Origin of the sequence: Bradyrhizobium manausense, from assembly GCF_001440035.1 — a bacterium.
Classification (GTDB): domain Bacteria; phylum Pseudomonadota; class Alphaproteobacteria; order Rhizobiales; family Xanthobacteraceae; genus Bradyrhizobium; species Bradyrhizobium manausense.
Genome location: NZ_LJYG01000023.1, coordinates 45,727 through 60,897, shown reverse-complemented (window position 1 = coordinate 60,897; position 15,171 = coordinate 45,727). Strand labels below are relative to the sequence as shown.

The 15,171-nt window shown below is 61.5% G+C and carries 15 protein-coding genes and 3 pseudogenes; 13 read left to right on the top strand and 5 right to left on the bottom strand.

All coding sequences use genetic code 11. The annotated features are described in order from the left end of the window. Positions 1-80: 80 nt before the first annotated feature. The gene (locus AOQ71_RS04745; RefSeq protein ID WP_057742559.1) at positions 81-1,412 is read right to left on the bottom strand and encodes an IS1182 family transposase; all 1,332 of its coding nucleotides are present in this window, start codon (positions 1,410-1,412) and stop codon (positions 81-83) included. Between the two features lie 182 nt (positions 1,413-1,594). On the opposite strand from AOQ71_RS04745, the gene AOQ71_RS04740 reads away from it, so the two are divergent. Continuing rightward, positions 1,595-2,308: a nitroreductase gene (locus AOQ71_RS04740; RefSeq protein ID WP_057742553.1), complete on the top strand. Its 714-nt coding sequence runs from the start codon at positions 1,595-1,597 to the stop codon at positions 2,306-2,308. Between the two features lie 76 nt (positions 2,309-2,384). Here the strand turns inward: AOQ71_RS04740 and AOQ71_RS04735 are convergent, their stop codons facing one another. After that, positions 2,385-2,933: a sigma-70 family RNA polymerase sigma factor gene (locus AOQ71_RS04735; protein WP_083513939.1), complete on the bottom strand. Its 549-nt coding sequence runs from the start codon at positions 2,931-2,933 to the stop codon at positions 2,385-2,387. Next, complete coding sequence (locus tag AOQ71_RS04730) at positions 2,933-3,160, bottom strand: NepR family anti-sigma factor (RefSeq protein WP_057742568.1); 228 nt, start codon at positions 3,158-3,160, stop codon at positions 2,933-2,935. The genes AOQ71_RS04735 and AOQ71_RS04730 overlap by 1 nt, the downstream gene beginning before the upstream one ends. A gap of 222 nt (positions 3,161-3,382) precedes the next feature. Between AOQ71_RS04730 and AOQ71_RS04725 the strand changes: the two genes are divergently transcribed. The 4 genes and pseudogenes from AOQ71_RS04725 to AOQ71_RS04710 form a co-directional block, all read left to right on the top strand. After that, positions 3,383-4,189, top strand: coding sequence for a response regulator (locus AOQ71_RS04725; RefSeq protein ID WP_057742550.1), 807 nt, complete (start codon positions 3,383-3,385; stop codon positions 4,187-4,189). A 134-nt stretch (positions 4,190-4,323) separates the two neighbouring features. Continuing rightward, on the top strand, positions 4,324-4,923 hold the full coding sequence (locus tag AOQ71_RS04720) for a nuclear transport factor 2 family protein (protein ID WP_057742548.1): 600 nt from the start codon (positions 4,324-4,326) through the stop codon (positions 4,921-4,923). A gap of 249 nt (positions 4,924-5,172) precedes the next feature. Further along, positions 5,173-6,438: a tyrosine-type recombinase/integrase gene (locus AOQ71_RS04715; RefSeq protein ID WP_057742546.1), complete on the top strand. Its 1,266-nt coding sequence runs from the start codon at positions 5,173-5,175 to the stop codon at positions 6,436-6,438. A gap of 275 nt (positions 6,439-6,713) precedes the next feature. After that, positions 6,714-6,976, top strand: a pseudogene (locus AOQ71_RS04710) (transposase); the annotation flags it as partial. 239 nt (positions 6,977-7,215) lie between these two features. Here the strand turns inward: AOQ71_RS04710 and AOQ71_RS04705 are convergent. Then, a pseudogene (locus AOQ71_RS04705) lies at positions 7,216-8,266 on the bottom strand (IS110 family RNA-guided transposase). A 37-nt stretch (positions 8,267-8,303) separates the two neighbouring features. Between AOQ71_RS04705 and AOQ71_RS47180 the strand changes: the two are divergent. The 5 genes and pseudogenes from AOQ71_RS47180 to AOQ71_RS49610 form a co-directional block, all read left to right on the top strand. Continuing rightward, positions 8,304-8,504, top strand: a pseudogene (locus AOQ71_RS47180) (IS3 family transposase); the annotation flags it as partial. A gap of 148 nt (positions 8,505-8,652) precedes the next feature. After that, positions 8,653-8,850 (top strand): hypothetical protein, encoded by a 198-nt coding sequence (locus AOQ71_RS47175; protein WP_057742543.1) that lies wholly within the window; start codon positions 8,653-8,655, stop codon positions 8,848-8,850. A gap of 348 nt (positions 8,851-9,198) precedes the next feature. Continuing rightward, complete coding sequence (locus AOQ71_RS47170) at positions 9,199-9,525, top strand: DUF3322 domain-containing protein (RefSeq protein WP_245316714.1); 327 nt, start codon at positions 9,199-9,201, stop codon at positions 9,523-9,525. Positions 9,526-9,532: 7 nt separating this feature from the next. Then, positions 9,533-9,718 (top strand): Wadjet anti-phage system protein JetD domain-containing protein, encoded by a 186-nt coding sequence (locus AOQ71_RS49880; RefSeq protein ID WP_347336679.1) that lies wholly within the window; start codon positions 9,533-9,535, stop codon positions 9,716-9,718. A 29-nt stretch (positions 9,719-9,747) separates the two neighbouring features. Further along, on the top strand, positions 9,748-10,014 hold the full coding sequence (locus AOQ71_RS49610) for a Wadjet anti-phage system protein JetD domain-containing protein (RefSeq protein ID WP_347336678.1): 267 nt from the start codon (positions 9,748-9,750) through the stop codon (positions 10,012-10,014). 186 nt (positions 10,015-10,200) lie between these two features. Here AOQ71_RS49610 and AOQ71_RS04690 read toward each other — a convergent pair whose 3' ends face one another. Next, positions 10,201-11,367 (bottom strand): acyl-CoA dehydrogenase family protein, encoded by a 1,167-nt coding sequence (locus AOQ71_RS04690; RefSeq protein ID WP_057742566.1) that lies wholly within the window; start codon positions 11,365-11,367, stop codon positions 10,201-10,203. A gap of 879 nt (positions 11,368-12,246) precedes the next feature. Here AOQ71_RS04690 and sfnG point away from each other — a divergent pair. The 3 genes from sfnG to AOQ71_RS04675 are packed head-to-tail and all read left to right on the top strand — an operon-like array spanning position 12,247 to position 15,169. Further along, on the top strand, positions 12,247-13,353 hold the full coding sequence (gene sfnG, locus AOQ71_RS04685; RefSeq protein ID WP_057742541.1) for a dimethylsulfone monooxygenase SfnG: 1,107 nt from the start codon (positions 12,247-12,249) through the stop codon (positions 13,351-13,353). A gap of 8 nt (positions 13,354-13,361) precedes the next feature. Further along, entirely contained in the window at positions 13,362-14,279 is a 918-nt protein-coding gene (locus AOQ71_RS04680; protein WP_083513935.1) for an ABC transporter ATP-binding protein, read from the top strand. Then, entirely contained in the window at positions 14,279-15,169 is an 891-nt protein-coding gene (locus AOQ71_RS04675) for a branched-chain amino acid ABC transporter permease (protein WP_057742539.1), read from the top strand. The genes AOQ71_RS04680 and AOQ71_RS04675 overlap by 1 nt, the downstream gene beginning before the upstream one ends. Positions 15,170-15,171: the final 2 nt, after the last annotated feature.

Here is a 15,171-nt window from a genome sequence, read left to right as displayed (position 1 = left end):
TTCGATATTAAAGAGTGGGTAGCGCCCGCGCTGATGTCGGGGGCCGTCGATGTCGAACCGCCGGGGGATGGCTGTGCTGTCTATGCTTTTGCCAGTTGGTGTCCTTGCAGGATGTTGTTGGTGAGGGCGTACCAGAGCACGACGGCACGGACCTTCTCGATGCCGCGCACGGTCAATTGCCTGAGGTCCCAGTTCCGCCACCGGGCATGGATGCATTCGCAGATCGTGCGGGCTTTGTACTGTGCCTTGCCGGCTTCGCTGGCCATGCGGGCCCGCCAGGCCGCGACGCCAGGACCGTCGCTGCTCCGAGGTAAAAAGGGATCGACACCGCTCCTGGAGTTGGGCGGAGGACAGTAGACCTCGACGCCTTCACCGTGCGCCCATTCGATGTCCTCGCCGCTGCAGAACCCGCCATCGGCGAGGTAGCGACGCGGCAAGCGCTTCAGCCGAGTGCGCGTTCGCTCCAGCATCGGCCGCATCAAGCCGCGATCTGATCCGTTGTTGTCGATGTCGACCGTGACCACGATCAGTTCGCCGGCCGCGCTGGCCACCTGCACATTGTAGGCGGGGCGGAAGCCGGCATCTGCCATCTTCATCACCCTTGCCTGCGGGTCGGTGGTGGAGGCCCGGGGCTCCTTCGGCTTTTTGCCATTGCCGCCTTTTTCGTCGAGTTGCTTGCGCTTCCGCTTGATCTCGTCCAAAGCCCTCTGCGCAGCCTGCACCCGCTCACTGCGTTCGCGTGCCGCGCGCTCTCTGGCCGCCCTGATACGCCGGCTGCTGGCTTCCGGATCCGCATCGACCTCGCGCTTGAGCTCTTCCACCACAGCCTTCGCTTGGGCCATCTGCCGGCCGAGCGTTGCCTCCCGCCGGAACGAGCCGGCCCCCGCATTCGCCCGTATCCGCACCCCGTCCTGGGTCAGCTTCTCCAGATCAATCAGCCCTGCCTCATTCAGAGCCACCAGATGTTCGACCAGCAAACGGTCCAGCAGGTCCGCGCAGCCGACCCGGAAATCCGACAGTGTGTGATAGTTCAAAGACACGCCGCCGCAGAGCCAGCGGTAGACGTCGTGACTGTCGCAGAGCCGATCCAACGCCCGCGCGCTGCCAACGCCATCGCTCGTGGCGTACAGCCAAAGCGCCAGCAGCAGCCGGGGTGATGGCGCCGGATGGCCCGGCCTGTTTTCCCGTGCCTTAACCCGATCTTCCAGCTCGCTCAGGTCGAGCCCCTCGACATAAGCCCAGATCACCCGGGCCAGATGATCCTGCCCGATCAGGCTGTCGATATCGACCGCCCGCAATTCGACCTGATTGCGCACGGGCTCGCGCAGCCGAGGTGCACCCCGCGGCACCGCTTCGGTTCGTGGCGCCGACTGATCCGGCAATTCGCCAAAAAGTCCCTCGTCAGCCATCATCCTCTCCAGCAGATCAGTCTGCCTAGAGAATCACATTCGCCCGACACGCGGTACAAAAGATTCACAGTCTCGTAGGGTGGGCAAAGCGAAGCGTGCCCACCATATGCAGGTGTGCCGGGGAAAGTCTGTCGGTGGGGACGGCGCGATGCGCCTTTGCCCACCCTACGAGAGCGAGCAAATTGATGGATGCCAAAGTACCCAACGCCCGCCACTCCACCGAAGACCGCATCGGCGTGCTCGAAGAGCTGCTCAACGAGCGCTACTCCGTTCGCGCCTTTCTGCCCAAGGAAGTCGACCGCGCCACCATCGAGCATGTGCTGACCACGGCGCAGCGCACCGCGTCCTGGTGCAACAGCCAGCCCTGGCAGGTGGTCATCGCCAGCGGCGAGGCCAAGGAGCGGTTCCGGCAAGCGATCTACAAGGAGGCCTCAGGCGGCCTTGGCGACGATTATGATTTCACCCCGCCGCGCGAATATGTCGGCGTCTATCTCGAGCGCCGCCGCGAGAGCGGCTTTCAGCTCTACAACACGCTCGGGATCGCCCGCGGCGACAAGACGGCGTACGCAAAACAGGCGCTGGAGAATTACAACTTCTTCGGCGCCCCGCATGTCGCGATCATTCACACCCATGAACCGCTCGGCATCTACGGTGCCATCGACTGCGGTGCCTATGTCTCGAATTTCATGCTCGCGGCGCAAGCGCTCGGGCTCGGGACCATCCCGCAGGCCGCGCTGGCGCGCCATTCCGGCCTGATCCGCCGCCACTTCAACCTGCCTGACGATCGTCGCGTCGTCTGTGGCATCTCGCTCGGCTATGCGGATCATGCGCACAAGGTCAACAGCTACCGCACCTCGCGCGCGAGCGTTGCCGACACCGTGACCTTCGTCGAGACGTGAGCCAGACGCGTGCAAAGGCGGCCGCGCAAACGGCCGCCTTCGCGAGCTGTCGCCTTGAGCCTGGTGAGGCGCGCCGCTACCCGCCGCTGCCGCCGATCACGGCGCGCACGGTCTCGTCGGGCCCGAAATCCTCGGCACCGTCGACATAGAGCAGCGCGGCGAGCTTCGAGCGCGCGCGGTTGACGCGGCTCTTGATGGTGCCGACGGCACAGCCGCAGATCGAGGCCGCATCCTCATAGGAGAAGCCGGAGGCGCCGACCAGGATCAAGGCCTCGCGCTGGTCCTGCGGAAGCTTGTCGAGCGCGCTGCGAAACTCCTCGAACTCGAGATGGGCGTTCTGCGAGGGCTGCGTCTTCAGCGTCTTGGCATAGTTGCCCTCGGCATCCTCGACCTCGCGCCGCCGCTTGCGATAATCGGAGCGGAACAGGTTGCGCAGGATCGTGAACAACCACGCCGGCAGATTGGAGCCGGGCTGGAACGAGTCGATGTTGGCGAGCGCGCGGAGCAGCGTCTCCTGCACCAGATCATCGGCGCGGTCGGCATTGCCGCTGAGCGATATGGCGAATGCGCGCAGGCTTGGCACGGCCGCCAGAATGTCGTCACGCAGGGAGTTTGTGAGAGGCATTAGTCCCTCCCAGTGTTGTCGTTGGAGCCCCCAGCCCCATTCTCGTTTGGAGACCCACCCGGCGCATCAAGCTTTTTGATGAGCTCCGCGAACCGGTCCGGAACCCCCTGCCGCACAACGTCATCATACATCGCGCGCAGTTGATGGCCGATCCGGGATTGAATCTCCGGAGTGAGGCCTCCCTTGCCGGGGGTCGTGCTTTTGCTGGCTTGCTTGAGATCTTTCATGACCTGTTCCACGTTTCCCCGAGTTAAGTGACTGCAAAATAGAGAAGTTTTCTCAACCGGGAGCCGTTCCCTGGACGAGTTCAATTCGACGTTCGACAAAAAGTTCCCAGCCAATGGGAACTTTTCTTATGCTGAGGCGTAATCAGCCCCAGCAGGGGAACCCGGGCCTCCCCTCGTATTGCCTGGTTTCTCAAGGTTGGTCCGATGATGAATGGAGTGGGGATGTCCCGTTCACAGCTCGTTGCTGAACACTTGCCGTTGCTGCGCCGGTATGCGCGCGCCCTGACCGGCAGCCAGGCCTCAGGCGACGCCTATGTCGCAGCCATGTTGGAAGCCATGCTGGGAGATCCCAGCGTGCTCGACGAGAGCCATGGCCCGCGGGCCGGCCTGTTCCGGCTGTTCACCCAGATCTGGAATTCGGTTTCGGTCAATGACGATTCCGAGGTGGCGACGTTGCCGATGCCGCCGGAACGCCGGCTGTCCAATATCACGCCGCTGCCGCGACAGGCTTTCCTGCTGCTCTCGCTCGAGGGCTTTTCGGAAGAGGAAGTCGCCTTCATCCTCGGCACCGATGTTGCCGAGACGCGCCGGTTGGCCGATGCGGCCGGCCGCGAGATGGCGGCGGAGATCGCAACCGACGTGCTGATCATCGAGGACGAGACCTTCATCGCCATGGACCTCGAGAGCCTGGTGAAGAATCTCGGCCACAATGTCGTCGGCGTCGCGCGCACCCATGCCGATGCGGTGGCGCTGGCCAAGAACAAGCGGCCGGGCCTCATCCTCGCCGACATCCAGCTCGCCGACGGCTCGTCGGGCCTGGATGCGGTCAACGAATTGCTGCGCACCTTCGAGGTGCCGGTGGTGTTCATCACCGCGTACCCAGAGCGCTTCCTCACCGGCGAGCGGCCGGAGCCGGCGTTCCTGATCTCAAAGCCGTTCCAGCCCGCGATGGTGTCGGCCGTGGCGAGCCAGGCGCTGTTCTTCCAGCGCAACTCGCGCAACCGCGCGCCGAAGGCACCGGCGGCGTAAGAAAACGGGCCGCCATTTGGCGTCGAAGGTTTGATCCGGCGTGCTGCAGGGCACGCCGGATTTTTCGTGTCCGCTTGACGGGCATCGAATTCGCCGCTCATACCTCACCCATTGCCCAAATTGGAGACGAGCCCATGGACCCGCAACTGCTCGACCGCCTCGCCATTCGTGACCTCGTCGAGAACTGGGCAGTGTGGCGCGATGCCGGCGACTGGGAGCGGTTTGCCACCGTCTGGCACGAAGAGGGCTGGATGTCCGCGACCTGGTTTCAGGGGCCGGCACGGGAGTTCATGCGGGTCAGCCAGGAAGGCTTTGCCAGGGGCGTCCGCATCCTGCATTTCCTCGGCGGCACCAGCATCGACCTTTCGGGCGAGCGTGCCATCGCGCAAACCAAGATGACGATCTCGCAGCGGGCCCTGGTACACGACGTGCTTTGCGACGTCGTCTGCACTGGGCGGTTCTACGATTGCCTGGAGAAGCGCAAGGACCAGTGGGGCATCGTCCGCCGCCAGCCGATCTATGAGAAGGACCGGATCGACCCGGTCGACCCCGCCGCGAGCCTTCGCCTCGACCAGCGGGCGCTCGCCGCGCTGCCCGAAGGCTATCGGCATCTCGCCTACATGCAGGAGCTGATCGGCTACAAGGTCAAGCGCGACATGCCGGGCCTGATCGGTCCCGAGGTCGAGAAGCTCTATGGCGAGGGACGGGACTGGCTGGCGGGGAAGGCCAAATAGTCTGCAAGCCAAATAGTCCGCAAGCAAAATAGTCCGCAAGCCAAGTGAGCCCCAGACAAAAGTAAGGCGCGACTGGCATCACCGCGTCCGCGGTGAAATTCCATTCTCGTCCTCAACCGTTCGCCGAGGCTTCTAACCCATTGTAAGCTCTGCTATAATGGCGTCACTCGAAATTCGCCGCCGTTCACGGACGTTCGCCGCCTTCCGCTGCAATCCGTGTTCAATGGTGGGGCGGTTGGTGGGGCGGTAATGGCAAAAAGACAGTTGCACAAGCTGTCCGCTCGGGAAGCTGAGATTATCGTTGAGCCCGGCCGCCACAGCGACGGGGGTGGGCTTTACCTCGCGATTGAGGCTGGAGCACATGCGCGGCGCCAATGGATTTTCCTGTACCGCGCGCGCGGCACGGGCAAGCGCCGTGAAATCGGACTAGGCGCCGCTAAGGGCAAAGGCAGGGACGGCATCTCGCTGGCGGATGCCCGCCTCAAGGCCGCAGACACACGAAAGAAACTGGCCGAAGGCAAGGACCCAGTGGCGGAGCGGCGCGCCGAGGTAATTGCGACTGTCAGGTTCGGAGAATTCGCGGATGCCTTCCTCCTATCGATCAAGGCGGGCTTCAAAGGCAAAAACACGCTGGCTGACTGGACACGGGACCTGAAGGTCCGGTGCAAGCCAATCCGGGATATCGAACTCGCCAATATCACGGTGAACGATGTGTTGCGGATCTTGTCGCCCATATGGATTACGATCAACCGCACGGCGCGCGAAACGCGAAGCCGGATTGAGCGCGTGCTTGACGCTGCGGAGGCCAAAGGTCTTCGGTCGGGTAAGAACCCCGCCATGTGGAGGACTCTGAAGCCGCTCTTACCGAAGTCAAAGCGCTCGAAGCGCCATCATAAGGCCGCGCCCTACAAGGACGTCCCCGGCATTGTTCAGGCGCTACAGGCCAACCACGAAGCGGCGGACACCGCCGTCAATCTTGCGGCTGAATACATCATCTTGACGGCGGTCCGGACCGGAGAAGCCCGCCTGATGCGGGTGCGCGAGGTGGACTTCGCAGAGAGGCTTTGGACCATCCCTGCAGAACGGATGAAAACCGAAGACCATGCAGAAGGCAAAAATTTCCAAGTGCCTCTCTGCGACCGCGCGGTTGCGATTTTAAAAGCGGTCATCCCGAAGGAGGCTGTGCGCGAGGCCTATGTATTCGCCGGGCATTGGTCAAAAGACCATGCGAAGCCGCTCGGTATGAATGCCGTGCTCCATGCCCTCAAAGCCGTCTATCCGAGGATGACAACTCACGGGTGCCGGTCCAGCTTCCGCGATTGGGCAGGTGATGAGACCCGCTTCGAGCGTGAAATCGCAGAGATGGCACTAGCACACAAGGTGGGAGACGAAACGGAGCAAGCTTATCGGCGGGGCAATGCGTTGAAGAAGCGACGGCAGCTGATGGACGCTTGGGGCCGATACCTCGCAAGCAGTTCTAACGTGATCCGACTTCCTCATCGAGAGTCGGTATAACTCGCTGACGATGGCGTGAAGAGCCACTGGCTTCGCCCTTCAACTCTTGCGTTAGCGGAAGTTCAGGTAGTGCGAGTAGTGTTTCTTTGAAGGCCACGTCTTGAACTCATAGAGCTGGGGCGCGCTCGCTTCTCTTCTGGCAGCGGATCGTACCATTGGGTAACAAGCGGCCGGATGGCAGGTTTTCTCATAAGCTATTCTAGGAAAACAGGTGACCTTGCCCCACGGGCTTAATCCAGTTTGAAGTTCGTTCTGGCCCACAACAGGGCAAGAGCATGAAGCGCAGCCGCTTTTTGGACGAGCAGATCGTCGGGATTTGAAGGAGCATGAGGCCGGCGTTTCGGTCGCCGATCTGTGCCACAAGCATGGCGTTAGCGATGCCAGCATCTACAAATGGAAGGCCAAGTTCGGTGGGCTGGAGGTCTCGGAGGCCAAGCGGCTGAGGATGCTGGAGGACGAGAACACGCGGCTGAAGCGGCTGCTGGCTGACGCCATGCTGGACAATGCGGCCTTGAAGGACCTCTTGGGAAAGAATGTATGGTCGGCCCCGTCCGTGCAAGGGTTCGTAACAGCAAAAATGACGCTTTCAGTTGCATAAATGTATCCGGCCTCTCGCGAGTGGACTGCTGTTGCAGCCAGGCCATGATGAGATCCGCGCACGCCGTTCCCAATAAATGGTTCGGGCACGAAGCCCGCTTTTTTGCACAGGGCTTACGGCATGTTGATCCACTGTTTCGTCATCACTGTTCCTGAGCCTTGCAATCGAAGCCAGAAGCGTCAGGTGAAAGCAGGATCTCTGCGGTCGTAGAGAGCTTCAGGCTTGTTCAAGACCCCCCAGACAATGCGGGCCATCTTGGCGGCTAGAGCGACAACAGCCTTGTTCGGATGCATCCGAGCCTGCAGCCTGTCGAGCCAGCTTCCTAGGCGATCGCGCGTCCGGTCCAAATGCCGGAAGCAGGATCGTGCGCCATGCACTAGAAGCTTTCTCACATAACGGTTGCCGCGTTTGCTGACGCCAAGCAACGTCTGTTTTCCGCCGGTCGAGTATTGCCTGGGCACTAACCCCAGCCAGGCAGCAAGGTCGCGGGCCTTGCGAAACTGCAGCCCATCACCCATCGCGGCAAGTACGGTGGTCGCACCCAATGCGCGATACCAGGGATTGTCATCAGCCGGCGCGTGACGTCCTCTCGATCGGCGACCGCTTCGATCTCCTTTGTCACTTCGCGGATCCGTTCTTCGAGGCGGCGGAAATCGGCGAAGAGATCGCCCACCAGGCGACGCATCACTGGTGACAAATCGTTTCCTTCGTCATTCAAAGCGCGCGGCACTCGAGTTTGAATATTCCGGCACCCTGACGCAAAGGTACACCGTACTCGAGGCAGAAAGCCCGCATCTGATTGATCAGGCGTGTCCTCGAGCCGACCATCTGGTCACGGATTCGATGCAGCGCTTGAAGATCGACCTGGCCCTTCTCCTTCACGGCGACGAAGCGCATTGGCGGTCGCGTCGCGGCCTCGGCGATCGCCTCGGCGTCGATGATATCGTTCTTATTTGACTTCACGTAAGGTTTCGCGAATTGCGCGGGGATCAGGCGCACCTTGTGACCAAGTGCCTGTATCTTCCGAGCGAGCCACTGTGAACCGGCGCAGGATTCCATGCCAACTATGCTTGGTTGTGCGCGAGCAAAGAACTGAAGAAGGGTGTCCCGTCGAAAGCGAACTTTCTGAACAGGTGTGGCGTCGCAGCTCAGGCCAACGGCGTGGAACAGGCTCTTGCCCAATGTCGATTCCATAGAAGCCGCCGGTCGCGGCAAATTGCGATGGGCCATGATACTCTCCTCTTTTTGATCTGACCTTTCTATGATGAAGGAGGAGGACGCGCCCGCAGCTAAGCGGAAAGCTGTCGTCCATCTCCGAGGCGCCTTCGGAATGAGCGAACGGCGAGCGTGTAAAGTCATCGGCTGCTGCCGCATGACCATGAGATACCGGACGACCCGCGCGGACGAAGCCGGCCTTCGCCAGCGCATGAGGGCGATCGCCCTGGAGCGCCCTCGCTTCGGCTACCAGAACCGGCGCACGGCGAGAGCGGACTGTCACTTGCCATCTTTGACGAGGCCTTCAACCGCCTTAAGGCCATCGGCCAGTGTTCGGAATTTATGCGTGATCTCTGACTCCAGGTCATGCTGGCTACCCCGACGAAAAGCGTCATGTGTTCATGGAAGTGGTCGACACTGTCGTGAACGTGAACAGGCTGGGCAATCAGGTTATGATCGACACCGGATTCCTGACGGAGAAGGCCCGCGACGCCATCGTTGCCATCGATCCATACCGCAAGGGCTTCGACGTGTTCAAATCCGAGCTGATCGCTGCCGAGAAGGCTGAAGCTGTCCCGCGGGACCAGGCTGCGGAATGAGCGACGTTCGTACGACGGATCCGGGCGTCGAATTCCTCGAGCGGCTGCTGGAGCGGAGCGAGCGCAACCCTGATCGCTCACGGCCGGCAACCGCAGCCCCGGAGTACGACAGGCTCTCGACAGCGCAGCTGGTGAGCCGTTGCGCAGCGGAGACGTTCGGCGCCGTTGAGGTGCAGCGGGGCAAGAGGGAGCGGGACCACCTGATCGAGCGAGTCCGCGCTCGCGATCCTGAGCTGCTCGCCAGGCATCTCGGACGTCCGACTGCGCCGGCGACCGCGCAACGCATCAGAAGACTTGCTTCCTGTCGCAGCGGCCGGCGAACCGTGGGTCGAAACCCTATTGGACGAGATGACCGCTAGCTGGTCTCGCGGCGAGACCGCCTATCGCCTAACAGTCGCTCAGGCCGATGCCACCACGGAGTTCTTCACGTTGCTTGCGTCCATCTCGCGAGAGGAGGCTCGCGGACTGTACGCGCGTACCTTCTCTCTCAAGGCAACGGACGATCCGAAGGCCTTCGATCGCCACGCATCGAGGCTTGCCGCCGTCATCGCCGTTCGGATCGGCCAGCCTGGCGCGGCGGCCGACGTCGTCTGGACGAACATGGGGCTGGAGCGTTTCAGTCATCCTGTTCATATAAGAGGGCCTATTGCCTTGGATGGGGGCTCGGTCGTCTGATCGATAGCTGTGCCAAGCCGTTCGCCTCAGTCCATCCGGAGATGCTCTCGCAGCTGTCGATCTTGGAGCGGCGACCGCCATCCTGACAGTCGAGAATTACGCGAGCTTCAATCGGCAGGTTCGCGAGATCGAGGACGGCAGCCTGGTCATGTACACCGGCGGCTTCCCGACGTCGGGGGCATCGAGCTTCTAGCTAAGGTTCTGAAGCTCCTGCCGGCCGAGGTGCCGTTCCTTCGCTGCGGTGATGTGGACGCCGGCGGCCTGCGGATCTTCAGGAATCTTGAGCAAAATCTGCCCCGCGGGCCCCGTCCTCACTTGATGACCAGGGAGCTGGCCGAGCGAGCGGGCCAGCCGGCAGATGCCGATCCGAGTCTCGTCTCGATCGCAAAATCCGACAGTGCAATTTGTGAGCTTGCGGAGTGGTTGGCGTTCGGATCTGACGTGCGTCACCTGGAGCAGGAAGCGCTGGATCCGGCCCCCTCATATTAACTGGCTTTCACAATCGTGGTGACCCATCGTCATTTGTGCCGGCTGTTGACCGTTCGCAAAGTCCAGGGCCATATCACACGCCAAACCGGCCGCGTAGCAGTCCACGAAACCGGTTGAACGGTATCCTACGGCGTTGGTGCCTTCGTTTGGCGTGAATGCTCGGAAGGCGTCGGCGATCGCTTCTTGTTAGGAATAGAATCCCGGAACCGGGTAGCGGCCGGTCAGGATGAAGCAGCCCAGATCTTTCAGCTTGTAGTCAACCGGATCGTGCAACGAATGGGTTCGTAGGTTGCGCCAATAGCGGTCAAAGCCATGGCGTGCGTGGGTAGCTCTCGCGCCTGTAACCTCGAACAGTCGTGTTGCGATATCGAGCCCCGCCTTCATCGCGGCAACTTTAAAAGTGGCGATTGCCACCGCCGCCTCTCCTCTACCTTCGGCGCCAAGTTTGTCGCCCTCATCCCAGGCAGCCTTCAACTGCGCAAGTGCACGCTCCGAGAGGGCCTCGGCGCCGGCAAGCGCGACATGAAACTCGCCATAGTGTTGTTGAATATAAGCATCTTCCAATGCTGTCTCGACACCCGATCCCGGCCAAGGCCGCGATTGCTCTCGCGTGAAAGTAATCGCCTGCTCAAGCGCTCCCTGCGCAATGCCCAGATAGATCATGCCCAGCACGGTCTGGGCGAGGCAGGCGCGGAGCGACGCACGCGTACCGAAGGGACCAGGCGGCCCCAGCACTTCATGCTGCGCCACTGCAACACGCTCAAAGCTCACGGTGCCGCTGTCGGTCTGCCGCTGGCCCATATTGTCCCAGTCGTCCAGCACAGTGATGCCTTCACGTACCGTTGGCAAGGCAGCGATGTGGAATCCGCCTCGGGCATCATGTGTTGAAACCAACAGGCGATCCGAGTCTCGAGCGCCGGAACAGAAGCTCTTGATGCCGTCGAGGAGGAATCCTGTACCGTCTGCCGTGAGGTGTGTGCGCGCGTCCCGTGGATTGAGCGCGTTGCCCCAAAACCAGCCTTGTTCGACGGTGCCACGCAGCAGCGACGCCTGCTGTTCACGGCTAGCATAGAGCAGGATCGAGCCGATTTGGAGATGTTGGAAGGCGAAGAGATGGGCGAGCGAGGGATCGACCTGCGCCAACTCCCGCACCGCGCCGAAGATATCGATCCAGGATGCGCCGATACCGCCATACTCGCAAGGCACGGACAACAGAAGCAGGCCGGAGCGGCGCAGAAGATCGCGCTCCGCCTTGGCTGTACCTCCGCTGCGGTCGCGAGCGACTGCAGTTTCCGCCAACTGACCACGCACGTTCGACAGAACTGAGCGCCACCCAGCCCCACGAGATTTCACGCTCAAGATTTTTTCCACGGAAGATCTACCCCTACGCACATCGCGTCATGATGCAGTCCACAGTGACCCGTTGCGGCCGCCTGAGGCAGCAACGCAAAGAGCAACTCGGCCACGCGGGGCCGTGTTTCGAGAACGGCTGTGTTAGACCGAAAGCACCAAGGCGTCGATACCCAACGCTTCTTTCATCTGCTTGTTGGTGAAAGCGCAGGTCTATTGCAATGTTCGATCAGCAAGTGATGCTTAATCGAGCTGCTCGCGCATCGGCTTTCTTTCGCGATGCCACGCAGCCTGTGCTCGGTGACATGAATTGATGTGATGCAAGACGAGTTACGCTGTTCATGTTCTGCGAGGCGATGGACCGAGAGAATATCTTTGCCAGAGCCGGACGCAGCAAAGGCTTCATCAGGGCGGTCAATGCAGTCGTTGTCAGCGGCGACAAGCGAGCTGTCCCTCACGAGATCTGCATCGTGCAGTAACAAACGATCCGTTTGCCGCAAATCTAAGGAAGCGATTTTTACGAGTACGACGAAAAAGAGTTGATCTTAGACTCGTGCGCTCGTTGTTTCTCTGAGACTATTGATCGTCGATCAATGGTGCTCGAGAGGGGAGCTCGATGATTTGCAATGATCTCGTCGATGAGGCCGCAGGCGCCGATACATGTGGAACCGTGTGTTGCATGGCCCCGTGCGCCGATCTGTTGATGATGTCAATCTCGCATCGGCTTAACTGCACCGCAGATCGCCAAGACGTCTTCAAATCATAGCCTAGTTTCGAAACAGGCGTGCGATCGTTCGTATCGAACGACGTCCATGCGGTGAGGTGCCTGATTTCCGTCCGTTGTCCACATCGTCGCAAGCTAATTCACCTGAGGTGACAGTTATGACCACGAACAGCGACCCGATCAAATTTGCTTACTGGGTCCCGAATGTATCCGGCGGCCTTGTTATCTCATCTATCGAGCAGCGCACCAGTTGGGATATCGATTACAACCGGAAGCTTGCCCAGATCGCCGAGAAGGCCGGCTTCGACTACGCCTTGAGCCAAATCCGCTTCACTGCGGGCTACGGTGCCGACAAGCAGCACGAATCCGTCAGCTTCTCGCACGCACTTCTTGCTGCGACTGAGAAACTCAACGTCATCGCCGCGATCCTTCCCGGGCCGTGGAATCCAGCGCTGGCCGCGAAGCAGATCGCAACGATCAGCCAGCTGACCAACGCCCGCGTTGCGGTCAATATCGTATCGGGCTGGTTCCGCGGTGAATTCCATGCCATTGGCGAGCCGTGGCTCGATCATGACGAGCGCTATCGCCGCTCCGAAGAGTTCATCAATGCCCTGCGTGGGATTTGGAGCCAGGAGAGCTACACTCTAGGTGGTGATTTTTACCGGTTCCGTGATTATTCGCTCAAGCCGAAGCCGCTCGATCCTCTGCCGGAGATTTTCCAGGGCGGCTCCTCGCGCGCGGCTCGCGACATGGCGGCGCGGGTGTCAGATTGGTACTTCACAAATGGCAACACGCCGGACGGGCTGAAGGCGCAGGTCGACGACATCAGGACCAAGGAAAAGACGTTCGGCAAGAGCTGGCGAACCAAGATCGGCATCAACGCATTCGGCATCGTCAGGCAGACCGAAAAGGAAGCTAAGGATGTCCTCCAGGAGATCCTCGACAAGGCAATCCCTGAAGCGGTGGGCGGCTTCCATCACGAGGTCCAGAATGCCGGAAATGCCAGCCCCGAGCGCGAAGGCAATTGGGCCAAATCCACCTTCCAGGACCTGGTTCAATACAACGACGGTTTCCGCTCTGACCTGATCGGGACGCCGCAGCAGGTCGCCGAGCGCATTTTCGAGCTCAAGCGGGCCGGTGCCGACCTGATCCTGCTCGGCTTCCTGCATTTCCAGGAAGAAGTCGAATATTTCGGCGAGCAAGTGATCCCACTGGTTCGCGAACTCGAGGCCCAGAGCGCGCCACACGTTCAGGCGGCGGAGTAGGGCGACGTATGAGCCTCATTGCGACAGCGCCCGGTAACTCCCTGATCGTGGCGCGTGCGCGCGAGCGCGCCACCGTGCACTCGAATGTAGCGGGGGGAACGCCTCGTGCCGCGGGCGCTGTGCGCGTCGATGCCGGTGCGCCGGTATTGACGCTGCAGAGTATCTCGCTCAGTTTTGGCGGCGTGACTGCGCTTGACGGCATCGATCTTGCCGTTGCGAAGGGCGAGATCCGGGCCATCATTGGTCCAAACGGGGCCGGGAAGAGCTCGCTGCTCAATGTGGTGAGTGGGCTCTACCGTCCTGGTCGCGGCGTGGTGCAGCTCGGCAGCGAACGGTTCAGGCATGTGCCGACCGCGCGGCTCGCCGCGGTCGGCGTAGCGCGCACATTTCAGAACCTTGCGCTGTTCAAGGGCCTGTCGGTGCTCGATAACGTCATGATGGGCCTCGTGCACTGCCGACGGGCCGGCTTCGTGCGGCAGATCCTGTCGACGCCGCAGGCACGTCGCGAGGAAGCCAAGGCTCGCGCCGCTGCCGAGGAAGCGATTACGTTTCTTCACCTCGGCGCGGTCAAACATCAGCTCGCAGGCGGGCTCCCTTATGGAATCCTGAAGCGGGTGGAGCTCGCACGAGCGCTCGTCGCACGCCCACGGCTGTTACTGCTGGACGAGCCGCTCGCTGGCGTGACTCTCGGAGAGAAACGGGATTTGGCAGCACACGTCCGCAATGCGCGCGACGCGTATGACACCACTATTGTGTTGATTGAGCACGACATCGGCGTCGTCATGGGTCTCTCCGATCGAATCGCGGTTCTCGATTACGGCCGCAAGATCGCCGACGGCTCGCCGGATGAGGTGCGGTCCGATCAGGCGGTGATCGACGCTTATCTCGGTGTAGCTCATGAGGGCGAGACGGAGCTCGTGATCTGATGTTCGACTACCAGTTCTTCATTGAGGTCCTCGTCGGCGGGCTCTTATCGGGCGTCATGTACTCGCTGGTCGCGATCGGCTTCGTGCTGATCTACAAGACGTCCGGCGTCTTGAACTTCGCCCAGGGAGCGATGCTGCTGTTCGCGGCTCTCACCTTCGTGAGCCTGGTCGAGCGCGGCGTGCCGTTCTGGCTCGGCGCGGGGGTCACGCTCGTGATCATGGTGGCTCTCGGCGTGGCCGTCGAGCGCGTCGTGCTGCGGCCGCTGGTCAATCAGTCGCCGATGGCGCTGTTCATGGCGACGCTGGGCCTCTCTTATGTCATCGAGGGCGCCGCGCAGCTGTTGTGGGGCACCCAGGTCCACGGTCTCGATCTCGGCATCAAAGATATCCCGTTCGAGGTGGGCGGCGTCCTGATCAGCCAGTTCGACCTGTTCGCTGCGGCTATTGCCGGGACGCTGGTCACCGCCTTTGCGCTTTTCTTTCGCTACACGCGAACCGGGCTGGCGTTCCGCGCGGTCGCCGATGATCAGTTCGCCGCACTAGCGGTGGGGTTGCGGCTGTCCCGCGTCTGGGCGGCGGTGTGGACCGCAGCGGGGGTCGTCGCACTGGTCGCGGGTCTGTTGTGGGGCGCGCGCCTCGGTGTGCAGTTTTCGCTTTCGCTCGTCGTGCTTAAGGCGCTGCCCGTGCTGGTGCTCGGTGGCTTCGATTCGGTGGCGGGCGCCATCGTCGGGGGCCTCCTGATCGGCGCCATCGAGAAGCTGGCCGAGGTCTATGTCGGCCCGCTGCTTGGCGGCGGCATCGAGGCGTGGGCGGCCTATGTAGTGGCGCTCGCTTTCCTGCTGTTGCGTCCGTCAGGGCTGTTTGGACAGAAGCTGGTGGAAAGGGTCTGACC

What these genes read in the sequence shown, in the direction of transcription:
- AOQ71_RS04745 (WP_057742559.1), bottom strand. Translation starts at nt 1,412, where the DNA reads ATGATGGCTGACGAGGGACTTTTTGGCGAATTGCCGGATCAGTCGGCG.
- AOQ71_RS04740 (WP_057742553.1), top strand. Translation starts at nt 1,595, where the DNA reads ATGGATGCCAAAGTACCCAACGCCCGCCACTCCACCGAAGACCGCATC.
- AOQ71_RS04735 (WP_083513939.1), bottom strand. Translation starts at nt 2,933, where the DNA reads ATGCCTCTCACAAACTCCCTGCGTGACGACATTCTGGCGGCCGTGCCA.
- AOQ71_RS04730 (WP_057742568.1), bottom strand. Translation starts at nt 3,160, where the DNA reads ATGAAAGATCTCAAGCAAGCCAGCAAAAGCACGACCCCCGGCAAGGGA.
- AOQ71_RS04725 (WP_057742550.1), top strand. Translation starts at nt 3,383, where the DNA reads ATGTCCCGTTCACAGCTCGTTGCTGAACACTTGCCGTTGCTGCGCCGG.
- AOQ71_RS04720 (WP_057742548.1), top strand. Translation starts at nt 4,324, where the DNA reads ATGGACCCGCAACTGCTCGACCGCCTCGCCATTCGTGACCTCGTCGAG.
- AOQ71_RS04715 (WP_057742546.1), top strand. Translation starts at nt 5,173, where the DNA reads ATGGCAAAAAGACAGTTGCACAAGCTGTCCGCTCGGGAAGCTGAGATT.
- AOQ71_RS47175 (WP_057742543.1), top strand. Translation starts at nt 8,653, where the DNA reads ATGGAAGTGGTCGACACTGTCGTGAACGTGAACAGGCTGGGCAATCAG.
- AOQ71_RS47170 (WP_245316714.1), top strand. Translation starts at nt 9,199, where the DNA reads ATGACCGCTAGCTGGTCTCGCGGCGAGACCGCCTATCGCCTAACAGTC.
- sfnG (WP_057742541.1), top strand. Translation starts at nt 12,247, where the DNA reads ATGACCACGAACAGCGACCCGATCAAATTTGCTTACTGGGTCCCGAAT.
- AOQ71_RS04680 (WP_083513935.1), top strand. Translation starts at nt 13,362, where the DNA reads ATGAGCCTCATTGCGACAGCGCCCGGTAACTCCCTGATCGTGGCGCGT.
- AOQ71_RS04675 (WP_057742539.1), top strand. Translation starts at nt 14,279, where the DNA reads ATGTTCGACTACCAGTTCTTCATTGAGGTCCTCGTCGGCGGGCTCTTA.